Source organism: Pseudomonas sp. DE0157, from assembly GCF_007678615.1.
Classification (GTDB): domain Bacteria; phylum Pseudomonadota; class Gammaproteobacteria; order Pseudomonadales; family Pseudomonadaceae; genus Aquipseudomonas; species Aquipseudomonas parafulva_B.
The window spans coordinates 105,079-127,805 of the sequence record NZ_VEJN01000002.1 but is presented as its reverse complement, the minus strand read 5'-3'; the positions used below and the strand labels follow the sequence as shown (position 1 = coordinate 127,805).

Here is a 22,727-nt window from a genome sequence, read left to right as displayed (position 1 = left end):
CCGTCATGTTGCATATTTTCTGTCCCCACTGCGGCGAGCTGCGCTCCGAAGAAGAGTTCCACGCCTCTGGCCAGGCGCACATTGCCCGCCCGCTGGACCCCAACGCCTGCTCCGACCAGGAGTGGGGCACGTACATGTTCTACCGTGACAACCCGCGCGGTATCCACCACGAACTGTGGGATCACGTTGCCGGCTGCCGTCAGTATTTCAACGTCACCCGTAACACCGAAACCTACGAGATTCTGGAAACCTACAAGATTGGCGAGAAGCCGCAAGTCAGCGCCCGTGAACACACACCGGCGCGCTCGGCTGCTGTAAACGAACGGGGAGTCAACGTATGAGCCAGACCTATCGCCTCGCCAGCGGCGGCCGTATCGACCGCAGCAAGGTGTTGAACTTCACCTTCAACGGCAAGACTTACCAGGGCTATGCCGGCGACAGCCTGGCAGCGGCCCTGCTGGCCAACGGCGTCGACATCGTTGGCCGCAGCTTTAAGTACTCGCGTCCGCGCGGCATCATTGCCGCAGGCACCGAGGAGCCGAACGCCATCTTGCAGATCGGCTCCAGCGAAGCCACCCAGATCCCCAACGTGCGCGCCACCCAGCAAGCCCTGTATTCGGGCCTGGTCGCCACCAGCACCAATGGCTGGCCGAACGTCAACAATGACGTCATGGGTATCCTCGGCAAGGTGGGCGGCAGCATGATGCCGCCGGGCTTCTACTACAAAACTTTCATGTACCCTAAGTCGTTCTGGATGACGTACGAGAAGTACATCCGTAAGGCAGCCGGCCTTGGCCGCGCGCCGCTGCAGAATGATCCGGACAGCTATGACTACATGAACCAGCACTGCGACGTGCTGATCGTCGGTGCAGGGCCTGCGGGCCTGGCGGCGGCCCTTGCCGCTGCGCGCAGCGGTGCTCGCGTGATCCTGGCGGACGAGCAGGAAGAATTCGGTGGCAGCCTGCTGGACACCCGTGAAACCCTCGATGGCAAGCCGGCCGCTGAATGGGTCAGTGGCGTCATCAAGGAGCTCGAAGGCCTGCCGGAAGTGACCTTGCTGCCACGCGCCACGGTCAACGGCTACCACGACCACAACTTCCTGACCATCCATGAGCGCCTCACCGACCACCTGGGCGACCGTGCTCCGCTTGGTCAGGTGCGCCACCGCGTGCACCGTGTACGGGCCAAACGTGTCGTACTGGCCACCGGCGCCCATGAGCGCCCGCTGGTGTACGGCAACAACGACGTGCCGGGCAACATGCTGGCCGGCGCCGTTTCGACCTACGTTCGTCGCTATGGCGTAGCACCTGGCCGCAAGCTGGTGCTGTCGACCAACAACGACCACGCCTACCGTACCGCGCTGGACTGGCACGATGCTGGGCTGCAAGTGGTGGCCATCGCCGATGCGCGCCACAACCCACGTGGCTCGCTGGTCGAAGAAGCGCGCGCCAAGGGTATTCGTATCCTCACTTCCAGTGCCGTCATCGAAGCCAAGGGCAGCAAGCACGTCACCGGCGCTCGTGTGGCGGCCATCGATGTGCAGGCCCACAAGGTCACCAGCCCTGGTGAAACCCTCGAGTGCGATTTGATCGCCACCTCCGGGGGCTATAGCCCTGTGGTTCACCTGGCTTCGCACCTGGGCGGCCGTCCGGTATGGCGTGAAGACATCCTGGGCTTCGTGCCGGGCAATGCCCCGCAAAAGCGCGAGTGCGTTGGCGGCATCAACGGTGTCTACCCGTTGGGCGATGCCATTGCCGACGGCTTCGAAGGCGGCGTGCGTGCAGCCACCGAAGCAGGTTTCAAGGCCAGCGTAGGCACCTTGCCGAAAACCGTTTCGCGCAAGGAAGACGCCACCCTGGCGCTGTTCCAGGTGCCACACGACAAGGGCACCGCCCGTGCGCCGAAGCAGTTCGTCGATCAGCAGAACGACGTCACGGCCGCTGCCATCGAGCTGGCTACCCGTGAAGGCTTCGAGTCGGTCGAGCACGTCAAGCGCTACACCGCGCTGGGTTTCGGTACCGACCAGGGCAAGCTGGGCAACATCAACGGCCTAGCCATTGCGGCGCGTTCGATGGGCATTACCATTCCGGAAATGGGCACCACCATGTTCCGCCCCAACTACACGCCGGTGACGTTCGGCGCGGTGGCGGGCCGTCACTGTGGGCACTTGTTCGAGCCCGTGCGCTTTACGGCCCTGCATGCCTGGCACGTGAAGAACGGCGCCGAGTTCGAGGACGTCGGCCAGTGGAAGCGCCCGTGGTACTTCCCCAAGGCCGGTGAAGACATTCACGCCGCCGTTGCCCGCGAATGCAAGGCCGTGCGTGACAGCGTCGGCTTCCTGGACGCCTCTACCCTGGGCAAGATCGATATTCAGGGCCCGGATTCGCGCGAGTTCCTCAACCGCGTGTACACCAACGCCTGGACCAAGCTCGATGTGGGCAAGGCGCGCTATGGCCTGATGTGCAAGGAAGACGGCATGGTGTTCGACGACGGCGTGACCGCCTGCGTCGGCGACAATCACTTCATCATGACCACCACCACTGGCGGCGCGGCGCGCGTGTTGCAGTGGCTGGAGCTGTACCACCAGACCGAGTGGCCGGACCTTAAGGTGTACTTCACCTCGGTGACCGACCACTGGGCGACCATGACCTTGTCCGGGCCGAACAGCCGCAAGCTGCTCAGCGAGTTGACCGACATCGACATGGACAAGGAAGCCTTCCCGTTCATGACCTGGAAGGAAGGCAACGTCGGCGGTGTGCCGGCCCGTGTCTTCCGTATCTCGTTCACCGGTGAACTGTCGTACGAAATCAACGTGCAGGCCAACTACGCCATGGGCGTGCTGGAGCAGATCGTCGAGGCAGGCAAGAAGTACAACCTGACCCCGTACGGCACCGAGACCATGCACGTGTTGCGTGCCGAGAAGGGCTTCATCATCGTCGGCCAGGACACGGACGGCTCGATGACCCCGGACGACCTGAACATGAGCTGGTGCGTAGGGCGCAACAAGCCGTATTCGTGGATCGGCCTGCGCGGCATGAACCGTGAAGACTGCGTGCGTGAAAACCGCAAGCAGCTGGTTGGCCTGAAACCGATCGACCCGAACCAGTGGCTGCCTGAAGGCGCTCAACTGGTGTTCGATCCGAAGCAGCCCATCCCGATGGACATGGTTGGCCACGTTACCTCCAGCTACGCTGCCAACTCTCTGGGCTACTCGTTCGCCATGGGTGTGGTCAAGGGCGGCCTCAAGCGCATGGGCGAGCGTGTCTACTCGCCTCAGGCCGATGGCAGCGTGATCGAGGCGGAAATCGTGTCTTCGGTGTTCTTCGATCCGAAGGGTGAGCGGCAGAACGTTTGACTCCGGGCTCCATTAGGAGCAGGCCAGGCCTGCTCCTAATGGCGCGATGCAGACGTCAAGGATCGGCGCAGGCTCGCCGGCGATGAGGCCGGCAGAGTTTGCAGGACCGGATGTCTGCATCCCATCGACGAACAAGAATTCTAGGCAGGTATGAAATGAGCGCTATCAACGTCTTCGAGCAAAACCCTGGTGCCTCGGCCAAGGCCGAGTCGCCATTGCACCACGCCGACCTGGCAAGCCTGGTGGGTAAGGGCCGCAAAAATGCCGGCGTGACCTTGCGCGAGCGCAAGTTCCTCGGTCACCTGACCCTGCGTGGCAACGGCCATGATCCCGCCTTTGCCGGTGGCGTCCACAAGGCCCTGGGCCTGGAGTTGCCGGTGGCACTGACCGTCGTTGCCAATGGCGACCTGTCGCTGCAATGGGTCGGCCCTGACGAATGGCTGCTGATCGTTCCGGGTGGGCAGGAAGTGGCGATTGAGCAGAAGTTGCGCGATGCCCTGGAAGGGCAACACATCCAGGTGGTCAACGTCAGCGGTGGGCAGAGCCTGCTGGAACTGCGCGGCCCGAACGTGCGCGAAGTGCTGATGAAATCCACCAGCTATGATGTGCATCCGAACAACTTCCCGGTCGGCAAGGCTGTCGGCACGGTGTTTGCCAAGTCGCAACTGGTGATTCGGCGCACCGCCGAAGACACCTGGGAACTGGTCATCCGCCGCAGCTTCTCCGATTACTGGTGGCTGTGGCTGCAGGACGCATCGGCTGAGTACGGACTGGCCATCGAGGCTTAAGGAGAAACACCATGAGTCGGGCACCGGATACCTGGATTCTCACCGCCGACTGCCCGAGCATGCTCGGTACCGTCGACGTGGTGACGCGTTACCTCTTCGAGCAACGCTGCTACGTGACGGAGCACCATTCCTTCGATGATCGGCTGTCAGGGCGCTTCTTCATTCGCGTGGAGTTTCGCGTGCCTGATGGCTTCGACGAAGACGGGTTGCGTGCAGGCCTTGCCGAGCGCAGCGAGGCGTTTGGCATGGCGTTCGAGCTGACGGCGCCCAACCATCGCCCCAAGGTGGTGATCATGGTCTCCAAGGCCGATCATTGCCTGAACGACCTGCTGTATCGCCAGCGCATCGGTCAACTGGGCATGGACGTGGCGGCGGTGGTTTCCAACCACCCCGACCTCGAGCCTTTGGCACACTGGCACAAGATTCCCTACTACCACTTCGCGCTCGATCCCAAAGACAAGCCTGCGCAGGAGCGCAAGGTATTGCAGGTGATCGAGGACACGGGCGCAGAGCTGGTCATCCTCGCCCGCTACATGCAGGTGCTCTCGCCTGAACTGTGCCGCCAGCTCGATGGCCGCGCGATCAACATCCACCATTCGCTACTACCGGGTTTCAAGGGCGCCAAGCCTTACCACCAGGCGTACAACAAAGGTGTGAAGATGGTCGGGGCCACGGCGCACTACATCAACAACGACCTGGACGAAGGGCCGATCATCGCCCAGGGCGTGGAGGTGGTGGACCACACCTATTACCCCGAGGACCTGATCGCCAAAGGGCGAGACATCGAGTGCCTGACCTTGGCGCGGGCGGTGGGGTACCACATTGAAAGGCGGGTGTTTCTGAACGCCAATCGGACGGTTGTGCTCTGACCGGTTGTGCTGGCTGTTTGGACATCAGGGCAGGGGAGGCCCGTGTGGGAGCCGGCATGCTGGCTATGAGCCATAGAAATTAGATGGATCATGTCGACGGCTGTAAAAAGAGCTTTGGCGAATATCGATAGTTCTCTGAACGAAGTCGGGTATCAGTCCAGATGGAGGACTGGATGATCGACTTTCAGCGGGCGTCGAGTCCCTTGACGAGTTCGCTGAAGATGCAGGGGAGTGGGGCTGCTGCCGGTAGGGGCTTGATGGCCGTGAAGTTTGAATGGGTGTGACCACGGCCGTGGGTTTTGGGTTTATATTTACGTTGAATATAAATGAGTCACTTCTGGGGTCCTCTATCCAATCAGACCTAGGGCTGGGATTGGGGTTGTCAGAACGTAATACGGCCTGCCGGGGTAAAAGCCCAGCGGGTTTCCTTGACGCAGGCGGTTGTGCGGCCGCCACCGTCTTGTTGTCGTTTGTTAAGTTTGACAACCCGGTGGTGGGAGGCGGTGAGTGGCGGGGTCGTCGGGTACTCGCATTATGAGCACTCACGGACGGCTTGGCGTTCCTCCCTAAGCGTTTCATTTGCCCGCTGGGGTCTATGTAATTGACGGGATCCCCTTCACAGTAACAGTAAGTATTCAAACCGCCCGCCTCGAAAGGGCTCAACCTATCGGGCGTATTGAAGCGCATCCTCACCGGACTGAAACAGCGATGGCCTTGGCCAAGGGCGTAGTCATCTTGCAACGCAATTAATACTTCGCCGTTGAACCCCAGCAGCGTCATGTAGGACGGCAGTTTCGGATCGTACCCGTAAGCTGTGTAGTGGTGTGGTTCGTTCTGACCAGCACAGCCGGCCCGCAGTACGGTCCCGCTCCCCTCGACTGCGAGCAGGCTCGTGCCCAGTTGTCCTGATAATTGTTCGGCTAAGGGTGTGCCTGCGGTGCGAAAAACTGAGCGGTGGTCGCCACTCTGTTGCACTGCGATGAGTCTGTTGGCCTGGTAGAAATAAAGTGAACGGTTCGTTGTCGTCATGATGAACGTCTCTGTGCAACGGATGAGCGCGGTTGACACACGTCCATTCTCAACACCCGCCGTGCCTCTACCACTGGCAAAACTAATAGGTTGCCAAACGGGGCACGGTGAAAAAGTATCCCCCTGCTGTCTCCAGTCACCGCACAGCGGCTTAACACGCCCACCACCCCTACATTTCAATGACACGGGCTGCCCATGGAGGGTGACGCGTTCACCACCGCTGGCTGCATATAAATAAATGTCAGGTAGCGGCTTGGCTGCGACCGCTCACCCTCCAGGCGGTAGGCGCCGCTAACAGGCATACCCCTGTCGCAACCAGTCACTGTGACATCGCCCATCGAGCCCACAATTCCCCCATCCAGTAACACATGCCGCCCATGGATGGCGGCGCGTTCACCACCGCTGCATAAATACAAATAAAGCGAGGTAAGAGCATGTCTGGCAATCGTGGAGTGGTGTATCTCGGCGCGGGCAAGGTCGAGGTGCAGAAAATCGACTACCCGAAAATGCAAGACCCACGCGGCAAGAAGATCGAGCACGGCGTGATCCTCAAGGTGGTTTCCACCAACATCTGCGGTTCCGACCAGCACATGGTCCGAGGCCGTACCACGGCCCAGGTCGGTCTGGTGCTGGGCCACGAAATCACCGGCGAAATTGTCGAGAAGGGCAGTGACGTCGAGCGCATGCAGATCGGCGATCTGGTCTCGGTACCGTTCAACGTCGCCTGTGGTCGCTGCCGCTCCTGCAAGGAAATGCATACGGGCGTCTGCCTGACCGTCAACCCGGCCCGTGCTGGTGGTGCCTACGGTTATGTCGACATGGGTGACTGGACGGGCGGCCAGGCCGAATACGTGCTGGTGCCGTACGCTGACTTCAACCTGTTGAAACTGCCAGAACGCGACAAGGCCATGGAGAAGATCCGTGACCTGACCTGCCTGTCCGATATTCTGCCGACCGGCTACCACGGTGCGGTGACCGCTGGGGTCGGCCCTGGCAGCACCGTCTACGTAGCCGGTGCTGGCCCTGTAGGCCTGGCTGCTGCCGCTTCGGCCCGCCTGCTGGGCGCCGCCTGCGTCATCGTCGGTGACCTGAACCCTGCGCGCCTGGCCCACGCCAAGTCCCAGGGTTTCGAAGTGGTCGACCTGTCCAAGGACACGCCGCTTCACGAACAGATCGTGGACATTCTCGGCGAGCCGGAAGTGGATTGCGCCGTCGATGCCGTAGGCTTCGAAGCTCGCGGTCATGGCCATGAAGGCGCCAAGCACGAGGCGCCGGCAACTGTATTGAACTCGCTGATGCAGGTGACCCGTGTGGCTGGGCAGATCGGTATTCCGGGCCTGTACGTGACCGAAGACCCGGGTGCGGTGGACGCTGCTGCCAAAATCGGTGCACTGAGCATCCGCTTCGGCTTGGGCTGGGCCAAGTCGCACAGCTTCCACACCGGCCAGACTCCGACCATGAAGTACAACCGCCAGCTGATGCAGGCAATCATGTGGGACCGCATCAACATTGCCGAAGTGGTGGGCGTGCAGGTGATTAACCTGGATCAGGCGCCAGAAGGGTATGGCGAGTTTGATGCGGGCGTGCCGAAGAAGTTTGTGATTGACCCGCATAAGATGTGGGGGGCGGCGTAACAAACATCGCTTTACAAGAGCCCCTCTAACCGAGGGGCTTTTTCATGGCTGTGTCATTGGCCTCAAAGCCCGCACTCCAATACATCGAGTTTGTTTTGTGGCGCCCGGTAGTGAGACGGCGAATTTTAGTAAATATAATTACACTAAATTGATTTGTTTCGTTCTTGCTACTAGAAAAACTAACAATTGCTTTTTGAACGATATGGCTTTCCGGCCTTTCTCCGAAGCATTTCCGAGCACGCGGGGATTACGCTTTGACCTGACATTTTTGCTGGTAGATGACCTCTCCTGAATTGAGCTAGTGTATAGGCTGAGGTGATCGTGCTATTGGAGGTGCTTTTATGTCATCTGCATCTGTGTACGAACAAGGGATGTCTGGGAAACGTGACAGCAGGTTGACGGTCACATCCGCCCGACATTTTTACCAGGGTAATAATCTGCATACCCACATTCAAGGCTCGAAACAGCAGTCAATTTTTAGAACAGAGCATGGTTTGCTTGCTCAACTCCACGCCCATGACAATCGCTACGATGTAGGAATGATTTGTCAAGATGCAAAACTATCAGTTTCACGTGTATTGAAACATGGTGCGGGATTAGATGTCGCTTATGCGCCTTATGGTTATGCATCTTCCGAGCGCTTAATGGATACTTTAATTGGATTTAATGGGCAAATGTTTGAACAGCGTGCTGGCTGTTACCTGCTAGGGAATGGTTGTCGCGTGTATATCCCAAGCCTGATGCGATTTGGCAGTTCGGATAGCTTGAGTCCTTTTGGTAAGGGATGGCTGAGTTCGTATATGTACTGCGTGGGTGATCCAGTGAATTTTTCCGATCCATCAGGGCACTTTCGAATTGGATCCGTATGGAATTTCTTGAGTAAACCATTCCGTTCTTCTCGGAAGCCTGGGAAAAGCCAGGCGGTTCAAGAAACTTTTGTTGGCTATCATGGGACAAGTGGTACTGCGGCAAAGAAAATTTTGAAGAAGGGTGTTGAAAGTAAGACGGGTACATTTTTTTTGACCGATACGTTCGGCAATGCTGATCGCTATGCAGCCCTGAAGAAGAAAGGTACTGTATTGGCTGTAAGTACAGTTGATTTTGCTAAGGTTAAGGATAATTCTGCGCGAGGGTTGGTGCGGAGTAAAGGTATAAACGAATTGAGGATTGAGAGGCCTGCGCACCATTTACTCAGGTTTACGAGGGTTTCAACCGCGGGTCCAGCTTCGGATTTCGACAGGTTTATAACTCTGGAAGATCAAATGGCACGCGACGTCCAAATGTTTAACGCAAGGTTGAGGGGGGCGAGTTGACTGTGCGCTGTCATTTCGTTCTTCAAATCCCAATGCTTACGACGGGGGCCGACGATTGAGTATCGATAGCCGGTTCGGAACGAACGCCAGAACCACGAGTTAAACCCCTCGTTTCCCAGACCATCCCGGCCAATGAGGTCACTCCCGATGAAAGCATTGACCCTGGCAACCCTGGCAACCCTGGCCGCAAGCCCTGTGTTCGCCTTCAACCTCAGCGACGCTGCCAACGCCGTCCCCGCCATGCAGAACCCGCAGCAACAAAGCCAGGTGTAGGCGCCTGAAGGGCAGGCCAACCTGCTCAACACGCTGGGCAGCCAGTTGAATATCACCCCCGAGCAGGCCGTGGGCGGGGCAGGGGCGATGCTGGGGCTGGCGCGTAACAACCTGAGCAGCGACGACTATGGCCAGTTGACCAAGGTCATGCCGCGCCTGGACCTGCTGTCGGGCGCCAATGCCCTGGGCGGGTTGAGCGGGCTGGGTGAATTGCTGGGCAATGACAAGGGCAGCCAGTCCGCCTTGAACAAGGCGTTGGGCTACGATGTGCAGAGCCGGAGCGACCTGGACAATGCGTTCAAAGCGCTGGGGATGGATACCGGGATGATCGGGAAGTTTGCGCCGTTGATTCTGCAGTACCTGGGGCAGCAGGGGATTGCCGGGTCGTTGTTGCAGAATCTGGGTAGTCTATGGACTATGCCAGCAGCGGCAGCCACTCCGTCGGTGTGAAATAGCGTGCTTTATCGCCGGATTTGTTGCAGGCGTAACTGGATTGCTTCCTTTTTCAACTGCACTTTACGGAGGCTGTGATTGATCGACTCAAGCCGGCGCCGATAATCGGGTAAGAGGTTATACGCTCGATAGTTGCTTCGAGTGACAGGGCTCCAGAGTTGATTGAGGTCGTTATTCAGTTCCTCATTGAATGTATGAAGCCGATTCATTTCGTTGATAAGTTTTTTTCGCTCTTGGTACTCCCTGTAATGAGCAGAGCGGTTCCTTTCAAAGATGGTGTCTTCCGCAAAACTCACGCTTTTTGCCTTCTGCTTCATTTTAATCGCACGGGCGGCGGGTTGCTCGTGGTGCCTATTTGTTTTGGTAAAGATTTGCTGTTCGGCACGGGCCGATGAAACAGGCTTCAGCTTATTGATGGCCGCAGTCAGTTGCGCGGGCGTCGGAGCACGCCCTGAGTCGTCTTGGTAATTAACGGGATCACCCTTGCAATAAATATAGGTATTAAACCCTCCTTCTAGAAACGGACTGAGGTCGTCTGGCCCTTGGAAACGCATCAATGTCGGGCTGTAGCAACGGTAGCCTTGACCCAAGGCATACCCATAAGTAAACGGGTCGTATCGCTCACCATTGAAGCCAAGCATAGATGCAGGGCTTGCTTGATTTTGGTGGTACCCATAAGGGCAATAGGCAGGCAGCGTTGTTGACACAGGGTTTGGCCTTGCAAGTCGGTAAGCCTGAGTCTTGGCGCTTTCGAGGCCAGGTACAACTAGCAGAATTACTAGTGCACGCCGCTGGCTTCAGACTACTTCAGGGGAGCTGCCCTGGCGTAGCGGCTCCGGAATTTCAGCTTCGCCTCGGAGATTGCCAGGACAGCTACGCGGCCCTTTCCGACCGGTCCGGCGCCCCGGCAAGGCCGCTCAAGGGGCCGCGCAGGCCGCGAGATGATTGGGTCAGGCAGCCTCGGTGAAGTCCACCAAGCGCACCGGGCGGCGGAAGCCGGCGGTCAGCACTGCCAGGTATGCCAGCCCCAGCGCAAACCAGCACAGGCCAATCACCAAGGTCAGCGCCGACAGACTGGTCCACAGCCACAGCGTCAATCCCAAGCCCACCAGTGGCACTACGCCATAGCTCAATAGCCCTTTCGCAGTGCGCAGGCTTGCATCGTCCATCAGATGCGTCTTCACCACCGCCAGGTTCACCGCCGAGAACGCCACCAAGGCGCCGAAGCTGATCAGCGAGGCCAGGGTGGACAAGTCGATCACCAGCGCCAGCAGTGAGAACGCCGACACCACCACGATGGCGAATACCGGTGTACCGAGGCGTGGCGACAGGTGACCGAAGGTGCGCTGCGGCAGCACCCGGTCACGGCCCATGGTGTAGAGAATGCGCGACACTGCGGCCTGCGATGCCAAGGCCGAGCCGAGGCTACCGGCGACATAAGCGGCAGTGAAGAAGTTGGCCAGGAACTGCCCGCCTGCCTTGAGCATGACCTCATTCGCAGCAGCATCGGCATTGGCGAAGGTGCTGCCTGGCAGCACCAGTTGGCTCACATAGGCCAGCACGGTGAACAGCAGGCCGGCGAACAGCGTGGTGAGGATGATTGCCCGAGGCACGTCACGCCGAGCATCGCGGCTTTCCTCGGCGAGGGTGGAGACGGCATCGAACCCCAGGAAGGACAGGCATAGCACTGCCGCGCCTGCCATCATCGGACCAAAGCCAGGTGCGCTACCGTCACCGTGCAGCGGCGCCAGCCAGTCGATGGGCTGGCCGTGGTTGAGGGTCTGCCAGGACAGCGCGATGAACACCCCAATGAAGACGATTTGCGCGCCCACGATCAGGTTGCTGGTCTTGGCCACCGAGCTGATACCGAGCACGTTGAGGACGGTCACCAAAGCGATGCAGGCGAGTACGAAAGCCCAAGCCGGCACTGCTGGGAAGGCGATATTCAGGAACAGGCCGATGAGCAGGTAGTTGATCATCGGCAGGAACAGGTAGTCGAGCAGCAGCGACCAGCCCGCCAGAAAGCCTGTGTTCTGGCCGAAAGCCATGTGGGTGTAGGAGTAGGCCGAACCCGCGACCGGGAAGCGTTTGACCATGAAACTGTAGGACGCGGCTGTGAACAGCATGGCCATCAGCGTGATCAGATAGGCGCCTGACGTGCGGCCACCGGTAAGCTCGGTGACGATGCCGTAGGTGGTGAAAATGGTCAGCGGGACCATGTACACAAGGCCGAAGAATACCAGGGCAGGGAGGCCCAGAACTCGACGGAGTTGGGGTGGGGCTGAGCTTGATGGTTGGGTCATCGATCGATCCAGAGTTTTTTGTAGTTGTCTGTGATCGATCTTTATCCACAAAAGGGGTGTGTGACAAGAAGTATCAGGAGGCCGAAAAAAAACTTGGCGGGCATTGGCAGGCTGTTCCAGCGTCAAGTAGCCCGGCCGCCTTAATGTCCGATGGCTGTCATGATCCTTCAGGCCCCGGCTTGCCGGCGCTAGAGCCACAGAAGCAACAAAGTGCATTCATTCCCAACGCAACCGCCCGATCCGCTCATCCTTTTCCAGCCACAGCTGGTTCACCCACGCCTGCACTGTCTGACGGAAAACAGGATCGCTTTCGTAATCGCCCGCCCACAGCGCTGGGTCGAGCTCGCGCACCTGAATGTCGATAATTACCCGGCTGACACTGCCATTGAGCAAGTCCCAGAAACCTGGCGCCTTGTCGCCGGGGTACACGATGGTGACGTCCAGCAGCGCATCGAGCTGCTCACCCAGCGCTGCGAGCACGAACGCCACGCCACCGGCCTTGGGCTTTAGCAGATGGCGGTAAGGTGAGTGTTGCGCCTGGCGCTTGGCCTCGGTGAAGCGGGTGCCTTCCAGGTAATTGACCACGGTCACCGGTTGGCGCTTGAACAGCTCGCAGGCAGCCTTGGTGATTTCCAGATCCTTGCCCTTGAGCTCGGGGTGCTTCTCCAGAAAGGCCTTGCTGTAGCGCTTCATGAACGGATAGTCCAGGCCCCACCACGCCAGGCCCAGCAGCGGCACCCAGATCAATTCCTTTTTCAGGAAGAACTTGAAGAAGGGGGTACGCCGGTTGAGGCTCTCGATCAAGGCGGGAATGTCCACCCAGCTCTGGTGATTGCTCATTGCAAGGTACGAGGTGTCACGACGCAGGTTTTCGATACCGCGAATGTCCCATTGGGTGGGTGTGCACAAGGCAAAGATGGCTTTGTCGATTTCCGACCAGGTTTCGGCCACCCACATCACGGCTCCTGATGCACGGTCGCGCCCACGGCCAGGCAGCACCAGTTTGAACAAGGCGAACACCAGCAGGGGCCCGATCAACACCAAGGTGTTGAGCAGCAGCAAGGTGGCTGTAAGTATGCCGGTCAGCACGCGACGCATAAGGAGACTCTTTCTGTCAGAACCATAACGATCGGCAATGATAAGCAGGCTTGCGGACTACGCCAAACCTCCAATGCCCGGCGGCACGGACAAATGTTTCACATTATGTTGGTTAGGCTTTGGACCGCGAACCTGGGCTGCTTGTGCGGTCTAATCCGTAAATCGATCAAGGAACCTTGCTTGTGAAATCACTGTTTGCCGTGCTGACGTTGTTGACGCTACCGGTGGTGGCCGCCGAACCTACGCTGTACGGGCGCTACGAGAATATCGCGCTGCCGGAGATTGGCCAGACGCTCAAGGCCAAGATGGATACTGGCGCCTATACGGCGTCGCTGTCGGCCAAGGACATCGAGTTGTTCACCCGCCATGGGCAGGAGTGGGTACGTTTCCGCCTGGCGACCAAGGATGCCGACGGCAAGGTTTACGAGCACCAAGTCTCGCGTATCAGCAAGATCAAGGGCCGTGCCGATGACGAGGATGAGGGCGATACACCCGAGAGTGCCAAGCGCCCGGTGGTAGACCTGGAACTGTGCCTGGGAGACGTGAAGCGAACCGTGGAGGTCAACTTGGTGGATCGCAGCAACTTCAACTACCCGCTGCTGGTGGGTGCCAAGGCGCTGCGTGAGTTCAAGGGCGCGGTGAATCCGGCAAAACGATTCACCGCTGGCGAGCCTGACTGCTGATCATCGTTGCCTGAGCAGGCGCATCGGTGAGGCCGCTCCACTGGCCCGTCTGTCAGGCATCCGGTGCCGTTGCCACCATCGAAGGCCGCTTGCTCACCTCGGCATACCAAGCCGCCAGTCCAGGCTGGCGCTCACGCCACCCGAACGCCGGCTGACGCAAGTCCAGGTAACCCAACGCGCAAGCCACGCCGATCGCTGCCAAGTCAAACCCCGACATAAGCTCCGCCAAGTGGGCTTGCTCAAGGTTGGCCAGGCTGCGGCGGATCTTGTCACCCTGCGCCTCCAGCCACCCGTCCCAACGTTTCTCGACCGGCCGCACGAACGTTTCGTAGCGGCTCGAGACGGCCGCATCCAGAATGGCATCCGCCTGGGAGGCCAGCGTCATGCGTCGCCAGCGAGCAGAGCCTTCACGGGGCAGCAGCGGCAACCCCACATGTTGCTGATCCAGGTACTCGCAGATCACCCGGCTGTCGTGCAGCACGGTACCGTCTGCAAGGCGCAACGCCGGAATCTTGCCAATCGGATTGCCGGCGTTGAGCAGCTCGTCCCCGTTGACCGGGCTGATGTTCACAGGCTCAAGTGCCACTCGGTCCAGTTGGCCGGTCTCGTGCAACACCACCATGACCTTGCGTACGAATGGCGACAGGGGCGAGTGGAACAGGGTCATGGTGCTCATGCTCAGTTTCCTTGCAAACTGGCCGGCATGCACACGCCCGTGCCGCCGATACCGCAGTAGCCGTCCGGGTTCTTGGCCAGGTACTGCTGGTGGTAGGCCTCGGCGAAGTACACCGTCGGTGCCTGGTCGATTTCAGTGGTGATTTCGCCGAAGCCAGCCTTGCTCAGTTCGGCCTGGAAAGCGTCGCGGCTGGCCTTGGCTTGTTCCAACTGTTCGGGGCTGGTGCAGTAGATGGCCGAGCGGTACTGCGTGCCGACATCGTTGCCCTGGCGCATGCCCTGGGTCGGGTTGTGCAGTTCCCAGAACATGGTCAGCAGTTCACCGTAGCTCACTTTGCTCTTGTCGAAGACCACCAGCACCACTTCGGTGTGCCCGGTCAGGCCTGAGCAGACCTCTTCGTAGGTAGGGTTCGGCGTAAAGCCGCCGGCATAACCCACAACGGTACTGACCACCCCCTCACGCTGCCAGAATCGGCGTTCCGCGCCCCAGAAACACCCCAGGCCGAAAATCGCGAAATCCACGTCCTCGAAGAATGGCCCAAGCAGCGGCGTCTCCTTGAACACGTAGTGGAACTCGGGCAGGCTCATCGGCGTTTCGCGGCCGGGCAGGGCCTGCTCCGCAGTAGGCATGACATTTTTGTTCACCAGTATTTCCGAACGCAGGACCATGGCCGTTCCTCTGTGTCTATTCAGTTGGATAGCGTCAGGGCCATCGCCGCCAAGTCCGTTCCCGATCACATGACCTGCGCGATCTGTGAGGACGGACCTGCCTGCGATGCAGCCCGAATGGTTTCTAGTGTGCCCGAGGTTTGCGCTGCTGTCAGGCGGCTGGGCCTCGCGGGTAGCGTTGCAGGCGCTCTGCCAGCTCTCGCCCCGGGATAGGCCGGTCAAACAGATAGCCCTGCCCGATGTCACACCGGTGTCGACGCAGGAAACCCAGCTGCGCAGGAGTTTCAATGCCCTCGGCCACCACCTTCAGCTTGAGGTTATGGGCCATGGCGATCACCGCCGAGGTGATTTCCATGTCGTCCTGGTTGTCGGGGATGTCCTTGATGAAGCTGCGGTCGATCTTGAGGATGTCGATCGGAAACTTCTTCAGGTAGCTCAGCGAGGAGTAACCGGTGCCGAAGTCATCCATGGCCAGGGTCAGGCCCAATGCCTTGAGCTCGTCGAGTTGCCGATGGGTGTCTTCACTGGCTTCGAGCAGCAACCCTTCGGTCAGCTCCAGCTCCAGTTGGTGCGCAGGCAAGCCTTCTTCCCCGATGATGCTACTGATCGAGGCGACCAGATCAGGGTCGGAAAACTGCTTGGGCGACAGGTTGATCGCAACGTGCAGGTTGCCAAGCCCTGCTGCACGCAGATCGTTGCTCATGCGGCACGACTGGCGCACCACCCATTTGCCGATGGGAATGATCAGACCGGTTTCTTCGGCCACGCTGATGAACTGGTCAGGGCGGATCATGCCCCGTTCGGGATGGTTCCAGCGCAGCAGGGCTTCCAAGCCCAGCAGCCGGCCGCTGCGCAGGCACAGCTTGGGCTGATAGAACACCTCCAGCTCGTTCTGGGTCAATGCGCGGCGCAGGTTGTTCTCGACGAACAGTTTGTAGCTGGCTTCGGCGTTGAGGACCTCAGTGAATACCTGCACCTGGTGCTTGCCGTTGGCCTTGGCCTTGTGCAGTGCCAACCCGGCGTTTTTCATCAGGCTGGTGGGGTCGGCACCATGCTGGGGAGCGCTGGCCAGGCCCACCGATGCAGTGACATTGATCAGCTGGTTGTCGACGAACATTGGTTTGTCGAGGGTGCGCAACAGTTGTTGGGCAACCCCCTGGCCGGCCTCCAGGCTGGTGTCGTCGAGCAACACGGCAAACTCGTTGCTGGCAAATCGGGCCAGGATGCCGCCGGCATGCAGGCTGTTGCGCAGGCGCCTGGCCAGGCTGATAAGCAACTTGTCGCCCGTATGATGGCCCAGGCTGTCGTTGATGCGCTTGAAGTTGTCGATGTCCACCAGCAGCAGGCACATCGGATTCTGCACATCCCGGGCGAAGCATTCGTCCAGGCTGCGGATGAACGCCGGACGGTTACCCAGGTTGGTCAGGTTGTCGGTGTAGGCCAGCCGCTCGATGCGCTGCTGCGCAAGCTTGCTCTGGGTGACATCTTCGTAGATGCCGATGTAGTGGGTCAGCTCGCGGTTGTCACCATACACCTTGGAAATCGACAGCTGCCCCCAGTAGGGCTCCAGGTTCTTGCGCCGGCTCTTGAATTCGCCCTGCCAGCTGTTACCCATGGCCAGGCTCGAAGGCGAGTCGAACAGCAGCTCGTTGAGGTTCTCCAGGGCGGGCAATTCACCCAGGTGACGCCCTTGCACTTCCTCGGTGCTGTATTGGGTGATGGCGGTGAAGCTTGGGTTCACATACTCAACCTGCCCATCCCGGTTCACCAGCAGGAAGGCGCTGGCGCTCTGCTCCACGGCGCGTTGGAACAGGTGCAGCGCACTGGCCGCCGCACGGCGGTTGTGGTTGGTGATGACCTGGGCGAACTGGTCGGCCAGCTCACCGGCAAAGGCGATCTCATCGGACTGCCAGGCGCGTGGCTGGCCGGCCTGTTCCAGGCACAAGACGCCCACCACCTGTCCGTCGACGCGGATGCTGGCATCGAGCATCGCCTTGTTGCCAGGCCCCAGGCTCTGCATTAATGCACGTGTACGGGGATCGTGCCCGGCGTTGTGCGCGTCGATCGCACGGCTGGCATGCAGGGCCTCGAGGTAGTCCGGGAAATGGCTGGCATCGATGGCTTCGGGCTGGCGGTGCGCTTGCACGTCGCTGTACCAGGCGGTGATCGGCTCAAGCCGTTGGCCTTCCAAGTGCCAGATACCGGCGCAGTCGATCTTGTAGATCTCACAAGCGCTACGGGTGATCAGTTCGGCGGCTTCGAGCAACGAGTTCTCGGCGCTGTAGCGTTGACGGGCCAGGCGCAGGATGAGGTCCTGCTGGCTGCGCACGCGCTCCAGGTGCTCGAGCTGCTCACGCTGGGCACGCTGGTTCAGTTGCAGGGCCAACTGCAGGCGGTTGTTGCGTGATTCCAGGTCACTGGCGGTCTCGCCCGTGTCTTCCGGGTGATCGTCGAGTACGCTCAGGTAACCACATAACAACTGGCGGGCATGCTGTTTGAAAACTTCGCCGACCTCCAGCATGCGCACGCAGGCGCCTGGCGTGTGCAGGGTGTAGCGCACGCGGTAATAGCCGCGTTGCGACAGTTGCAGCTGGATGTCGTCATGAAGTCGGTAGCGGGCCTCGGGTTCCATGAGGCTGGCGTAAGGGGCATCGACCAGCGCGCAGAGGTCACTGGCATGAACGCCGAACTGGCGCTCGCAGGCTGGGTCCAGGTAGAGCAGCGACCAACTGGCTTCGTTGAGCCTTTCGAAGCGCAGCATGCCCAACCGCGAGGGCACGGGTAACTGCGTGACGACCTCGCCCGTCACACGGTTGCCAGCATCGGGTTGGCTTTTCATCGAAGACTCGCTTGAAGAGGGAACGCGCCCGTTGGACCGCGTCGAATCTGGCAAGGTTGCATCATGTCCCTATAGCTGGCAAGCGGCCATGTACGAAGCTGTAACAGGGTTATCGGCCGACACCACGAAATCTGTAGGACGGCTGTTCAGTGCGGGTTTGCAGCGATGCTCGGCAACGCGGCCGTGCGCCGGGACCATCCTGTTCCCGCTCAGCGCCTACTTTGCTCCAGGCAAAAAAAGCCCCGTCAATCGACGGGGTTGAGGTACGAGCGTGGCAGCTCGAAAAAGAAGCTGCCCCTCACCAGGAGGGGCAGTGCGCTGCTTTACAGCAGCATGGTGCGGATATCGCCCAGCACATCGCCCAGACGCTTGGTGAAGCGCGCAGCGGCGGCGCCGTTGATCACACGGTGATCGTACGACAGCGACAGCGGCAGCATCAGCTTGGGCTGGAAGGCCTTGCCGTCCCAGACAGGCTGCATGGTCGCCTTGGAGACGCCCAGGATGGCCACCTCGGGGGCGTTGACGATCGGCGTGAAGCCGGTGCCGCCAATGTGACCAAGGCTGGAGATGGTGAAGCAGGCGCCCTGCATCTCGTCCGCCGACAGCTTCTTGGTGCGCGCCTTCTCGGCCAGGGCAGCCGCTTCGGCAGCAAGCTGCAGCAGGCTCTTCTGGTCGACGTTCTTGATTACCGGTACCAGCAGGCCATCGGGCGTGTCCACGGCAAAACCGATGTGCACGTATTTCTTGCGGATGACCGCTTTGCCGCTTGGTGCCAGCGAGCTGTTGAAGTCTGGCAGTTCCTTGAGCAGGAAGGCGCAGGCCTTGAGCAGCAGCGGCAGGACGGTCAGCTTGACGCCGGCCTTTTCTGCGACGGCTTTCTGGGCAACCCGGAAGGCTTCGAGCTCAGTGATGTCAGCCGAGTCGAACTGGGTCACGTGCGGCACGTTCAGCCAGCTGCGGTGCAGGTTGGCAGCACCGACCTGCATCAGGCGGGTCATGGCCACTTCTTCGACTTCACCGAACTTGCTGAAATCGACTACCGGAATTGGCGGAATGCCAGCGCCGCCGGTTGCACCGGCAGCTGCCGGCGCTTCCTTGGCCTTCTGCATCATGGCCTTGACGTAAACCTGCACGTCTTCTTTCAGGATGCGGCCGTGTGGGCCGGTCGCTGCCACGGCACCGAGCTCTACGCCGAACTCACGGGCCAGCTGACGCACGGCTGGGCCGGCATGCACCTTGGCGTTGTTGCCGGCAGCCGGGGCGGTTGCAGCTGGCGCAGGCGCAGCGGCAGCCGGGGCAGCAGCGGCAGGGGCAGCGGCGGGTGCGGCTTCGGTCTTGGCCGGTGCAGCGGCGGCTGGAGCCTGCGCTGGGGCAGGCGCTGCACCTGCAATTTCCAGCTTGAGGATCAGGTCGCCGGTGCCCACTTCGTCATCAAGCTTGGCAATGACTTCCTTGACCACGCCAGCGGCAGGCGAAGGGATTTCCATGGAGGCCTTGTCGGACTCCAGGGTGATCAGCGACTGATCGGCTTCGACGGTATCGCCTGCCTTGACCAGCACTTCGATGATCTTGGCCTTACCCGACGAGCCAATGTCAGGCACGTGGATGTCCTGCACGCTAGCGGCAGCCGGGGCGGCAGCTTGTGCTGGCGCTGCCTCGGCAGCAGGTGCCGGTGCGGCCGCTTCGGCCTGTGCGGGCTGCTGCTCGGCCGCAGGTGCCTCAGGGGCCGCATCAGCGGCACCCTCGGCTTCCAGAACCAGGAGTTCGTCGCCTTCTTTCAGGCGATCACCCAGCTTGACTTTCAGTTCCTTGACGATGCCGGCCTTTGGCGCCGGAATCTCCATGGAGGCCTTGTCGGACTCCAGGGTCAGCAGGCTTTGGTCAGCCTCGATACGATCACCGACCTTGACGAACAGCTCGATGATTTCACCTTCACCGCTGCCGATGTCAGGTACGCGAATGAGTTCGCTCACTTAAAAATACTCCTCAGCAGTCCAATGGGTTGCGCTTGTCCGGGTCGATGCCGAACTTGACGATGGCGTCAGCCACAACCTTGGGTTCGATCTCGCCACGGTCAGCCAGCGCTTCCAGGGCAGCCAGTACCACGAAGTGACGGTCTACTTCGAAGAAGTGACGCAGCTTCTTGCGGCTGTCGCTGCGACCGTAACCGTCGGTACCCAGGACCTTGAACTCTTTGCTCGGCACCCACTGGCGGATCTGCTCGGCGAACAGCTTCATGTAGTCGGTGGACGCGATGACTGGCCCCTTGCGGCCGCTCAGGCACTGCTCGACGTAGGTCTGCTGTGGCTTCTGGCCAGGCTTGAGGCGGTTGGCACGTTCCACGGCCAGGCCGTCGCGACGCAGTTCGTTGAAGCTGGTGACGCTCCACACGTCGGCACCGACGTTGAACTCTTCACGCAGAATCTTCGCCGCTTCGCGCACTTCGCGCAGGATGGTGCCCGAACCCATCAGCTGCACGTGGTGTGCGGCTTCGCGAGTGTCTTCCTCGAGCAGGTACATGCCCTTGATGATGCCTTCTTCGGCACCTGCCGGAATGGCTGGCTGCTGGTAGGACTCGTTCATCACGGTGATGTAGTAGAAGATGTCCTGTTGTTCTTCGGTCATCTTCTTCATGCCGTCCTGGATGATCACCGCCAGCTCGTAGCCGTAGGTCGGATCATAGGTGCGGCAGTTCGGGATGGTACCGGCCATCATGTGGCTGTGACCGTCCTCGTGCTGCAGGCCTTCGCCGTTGAGCGTGGTACGGCCGGCGGTGCCGCCGATCAGGAAGCCACGGGTACGGCTGTCGCCAGCGGCCCAGGCCAGGTCGCCGATACGCTGGAAGCCGAACATCGAGTAGAAGATGTAGAACGGCAGCATCGGCTGGTTGTGGCAGCTGTACGAAGTACCGGCAGCGATGAACGACGACATGGCGCCGGCTTCGTTGATGCCTTCCTCGAGGATCTGGCCTTTCTTGTCCTCGCGGTAGAACATCACCTGATCCTTGTCGACCGGCTCGTAGAGCTGGCCAACCGACGAGTAGATGCCCAACTGACGGAACATGCCTTCCATGCCGAAAGTACGCGCTTCGTCAGGGATGATCGGCACGATGCGCTGACCGATTTCCTTGTCCTTGACCAACTGCGCCAGGATGCGCACGAACGCCATGGTAGTGGAAATTTCGCGGTCGCCCGAGCCGTCCAGGATCGCCTTGAGGGTTTCCAGAGGCGGGGTCGGCACGCTGAAGCTCTTGGCGCGGCGCTGTGGCACGAAGCCGCCCAGGGCTGCACGGCGCTCGGCCAGGTAACGGGCCTCGGCAGAACCTTCTTCGGGCTTGTAGAACGGCAGGTTCTCCAGGTCCGCATCCTTGACGGGAATATCGAAGCGGTCACGGAAGTGACGCAGGCTGTCGACATCGACCTTCTTGGTGTTGTGCGCGGTGTTCTTGGCTTCGCCGGCACCGGTACCGTAACCCTTGATGGTCTTGGCCAGGATGACGGTAGGCTGGTCCTTGTGGTTGACCGCCTGGTGGTAGGCTGCATAGACCTTGTACGGGTCGTGGCCGCCACGGTTGAGCTTCCAGATCTCGTCGTCGGACAGGTCTTCGACCATGGCCTTGAGCTCTGGGGTGTTGAAGAAGTGCTCACGCACGTAAGCGCCGTCTTTGGCCTTGTAGTTCTGGTACTCGCCGTCGATGACTTCGTCCATACGGCGTTGCAGGGCACCGTTGGTGTCCTTGGCCAGCAGCGGATCCCAGAAGCGACCCCAGACCACTTTGTTGACGTTCCAGCCACCGCCGCGGAACACGCCCTCGAGTTCCTGGATGATCTTGCCGTTGCCGCGAACCGGGCCGTCGAGGCGCTGCAGGTTGCAGTTGATGACGAAGATCAGGTTGTCCAGCTTCTCGCGGCCGGCCAGGGCGATTGCGCCCAAGGATTCGGGCTCGTCGCACTCGCCGTCGCCCATGAAGCACCAGACTTTCTGCTTGCCTGCCGGAATGAACCCACGGGCTTCCAGGTACTTCATGAAGCGTGCCTGGTAGATGGCCTGGATTGGGCCCAGGCCCATCGAAACGGTCGGGAACTGCCAGAAGTCAGGCATCAGCCAAGGGTGTGGGTACGAGGACAGGCCGTTGCCATCGACTTCCTGGCGGAAGTTGTTCATCTGCTCTTCGCTGATGCGGCCTTCCATGAAGGCGCGGGCGTAGATGCCCGGCGAGGCGTGGCCCTGGAAGAAGATCAGGTCGCCGCCGTGTTCTTCGGTCGGCGCCTGGAAGAAGTAGTTGAAGCCGATGTCGTACAGGGTGGCGCTGGAGGCGAAGCTGGAGATGTGTCCGCCCAGGTCCGAGTCTTTCAGGTTGGTGCGCACGACCATGGCCAGGGCGTTCCAACGCACCATCGAGCGAATGCGGCGTTCCATGAACAGGTCGCCAGGCATGCGTGCTTCGTGGGTGACAGGGATGGTGTTGCGGTATGGCGTGGTGATCGCATATGGCAGCTGGGAGCCACTGCGGGTGGCCAGCTCGCCCATACGGGTCATCAGGTAATGAGCGCGGTCTTCGCCTTCTTTGTCGAGGACCGACTCCAGGGCATCCAGCCATTCCTGGGTTTCGATTGGATCGAGGTCTTGCATGGCTTGCTCCAGGGCGGAAAGGCAACCAGAATCGATTGCCTGAGATTGCGACTGGCCTTATGGGCAGACGTCGTGAATTCTTGGATTACCGGGATCTTCGTCCGGCGCCGTGTA

The 22,727-nt window shown here is 60.2% G+C and carries 16 protein-coding genes and 1 pseudogene; 8 read left to right on the top strand and 9 right to left on the bottom strand.

The genetic code is table 11. The annotated features are described in order from the left end of the window. Positions 1-5 precede the first annotated feature (5 nt). The 4 genes from FS777_RS03275 to purU all read left to right on the top strand — a co-directional run bounded on the left by FS777_RS03275 (position 6) and on the right by purU (position 5,012). Positions 6-341 (top strand): sarcosine oxidase subunit delta, encoded by a 336-nt coding sequence (locus tag FS777_RS03275; RefSeq protein ID WP_027913567.1) that lies wholly within the window; start codon positions 6-8, stop codon positions 339-341. Beyond that, positions 338-3,355: a sarcosine oxidase subunit alpha gene (locus FS777_RS03270; RefSeq protein WP_058638085.1), complete on the top strand. Its 3,018-nt coding sequence runs from the start codon at positions 338-340 to the stop codon at positions 3,353-3,355. Before FS777_RS03275 ends, FS777_RS03270 begins: the two co-directional genes overlap by 4 nt. A 155-nt stretch (positions 3,356-3,510) precedes the next feature. Continuing rightward, complete coding sequence (locus tag FS777_RS03265) at positions 3,511-4,143, top strand: sarcosine oxidase subunit gamma (RefSeq protein WP_058638084.1); 633 nt, start codon at positions 3,511-3,513, stop codon at positions 4,141-4,143. 11 nt (positions 4,144-4,154) lie between these two features. After that, the gene (purU, locus tag FS777_RS03260; protein ID WP_058638083.1) at positions 4,155-5,012 is read left to right on the top strand and encodes a formyltetrahydrofolate deformylase; all 858 of its coding nucleotides are present in this window, start codon (positions 4,155-4,157) and stop codon (positions 5,010-5,012) included. A 63-nt stretch (positions 5,013-5,075) separates the two neighbouring features. On the opposite strand, the gene FS777_RS03255 is transcribed toward purU, so the two are convergent. Then, a complete protein-coding gene (locus FS777_RS03255; RefSeq protein WP_145254009.1) occupies positions 5,076-6,041 on the bottom strand; it encodes an RHS repeat-associated core domain-containing protein in 966 nt (321 codons plus the stop codon). Positions 6,042-6,475: 434 nt separating this feature from the next. On the opposite strand from FS777_RS03255, the gene fdhA reads away from it, so the two are divergent. The 3 genes and pseudogenes from fdhA (at position 6,476) to FS777_RS03240 (ending at position 9,711) form a co-directional block, all read left to right on the top strand. Further along, complete coding sequence (gene fdhA / locus FS777_RS03250; RefSeq protein WP_023532721.1) at positions 6,476-7,675, top strand: formaldehyde dehydrogenase, glutathione-independent; 1,200 nt, start codon at positions 6,476-6,478, stop codon at positions 7,673-7,675. A 341-nt stretch (positions 7,676-8,016) separates the two neighbouring features. Then, positions 8,017-8,988, top strand: coding sequence for an RHS repeat-associated core domain-containing protein (locus tag FS777_RS03245; RefSeq protein WP_145254006.1), 972 nt, complete (start codon positions 8,017-8,019; stop codon positions 8,986-8,988). A 147-nt stretch (positions 8,989-9,135) separates the two neighbouring features. After that, a pseudogene (locus tag FS777_RS03240) lies at positions 9,136-9,711 on the top strand (DUF2780 domain-containing protein). 11 nt (positions 9,712-9,722) lie between these two features. Here the strand turns inward: FS777_RS03240 and FS777_RS03235 are convergent. The 3 genes from FS777_RS03235 to FS777_RS03225 all read right to left on the bottom strand — a co-directional run bounded on the left by FS777_RS03235 (position 9,723) and on the right by FS777_RS03225 (position 13,115). Continuing rightward, positions 9,723-10,421 (bottom strand): RHS repeat-associated core domain-containing protein, encoded by a 699-nt coding sequence (locus FS777_RS03235; protein ID WP_256675152.1) that lies wholly within the window; start codon positions 10,419-10,421, stop codon positions 9,723-9,725. Between the two features lie 243 nt (positions 10,422-10,664). Then, on the bottom strand, positions 10,665-12,017 hold the full coding sequence (locus FS777_RS03230; protein ID WP_145254004.1) for an APC family permease: 1,353 nt from the start codon (positions 12,015-12,017) through the stop codon (positions 10,665-10,667). Positions 12,018-12,233: 216 nt separating this feature from the next. After that, complete coding sequence (locus tag FS777_RS03225; protein ID WP_058639069.1) at positions 12,234-13,115, bottom strand: acyltransferase; 882 nt, start codon at positions 13,113-13,115, stop codon at positions 12,234-12,236. A 182-nt stretch (positions 13,116-13,297) separates the two neighbouring features. Here FS777_RS03225 and FS777_RS03220 point away from each other — a divergent pair, with 182 nt between their 5' ends. Continuing rightward, on the top strand, positions 13,298-13,798 hold the full coding sequence (locus tag FS777_RS03220) for an ATP-dependent zinc protease (RefSeq protein ID WP_058639070.1): 501 nt from the start codon (positions 13,298-13,300) through the stop codon (positions 13,796-13,798). Between the two features lie 52 nt (positions 13,799-13,850). Here the strand turns inward: FS777_RS03220 and FS777_RS03215 are convergent, their stop codons facing one another. The 5 genes from FS777_RS03215 to aceE form a co-directional block, all read right to left on the bottom strand. Further along, complete coding sequence (locus FS777_RS03215) at positions 13,851-14,474, bottom strand: glutathione S-transferase (RefSeq protein WP_145254001.1); 624 nt, start codon at positions 14,472-14,474, stop codon at positions 13,851-13,853. Positions 14,475-14,476: 2 nt separating this feature from the next. Continuing rightward, on the bottom strand, positions 14,477-15,142 hold the full coding sequence (gene msrA, locus FS777_RS03210; RefSeq protein WP_058639072.1) for a peptide-methionine (S)-S-oxide reductase MsrA: 666 nt from the start codon (positions 15,140-15,142) through the stop codon (positions 14,477-14,479). A 151-nt stretch (positions 15,143-15,293) separates the two neighbouring features. Further along, positions 15,294-17,981, bottom strand: coding sequence for a bifunctional diguanylate cyclase/phosphodiesterase (locus FS777_RS03205; protein WP_145253998.1), 2,688 nt, complete (start codon positions 17,979-17,981; stop codon positions 15,294-15,296). A 323-nt stretch (positions 17,982-18,304) separates the two neighbouring features. Continuing rightward, positions 18,305-19,954, bottom strand: coding sequence for a dihydrolipoyllysine-residue acetyltransferase (gene aceF, locus FS777_RS03200; protein ID WP_058639074.1), 1,650 nt, complete (start codon positions 19,952-19,954; stop codon positions 18,305-18,307). A gap of 13 nt (positions 19,955-19,967) precedes the next feature. Next, positions 19,968-22,613: a pyruvate dehydrogenase (acetyl-transferring), homodimeric type gene (aceE, locus tag FS777_RS03195; RefSeq protein WP_058639075.1), complete on the bottom strand. Its 2,646-nt coding sequence runs from the start codon at positions 22,611-22,613 to the stop codon at positions 19,968-19,970. Between the last annotated feature and the right edge of the window lie 114 nt (positions 22,614-22,727).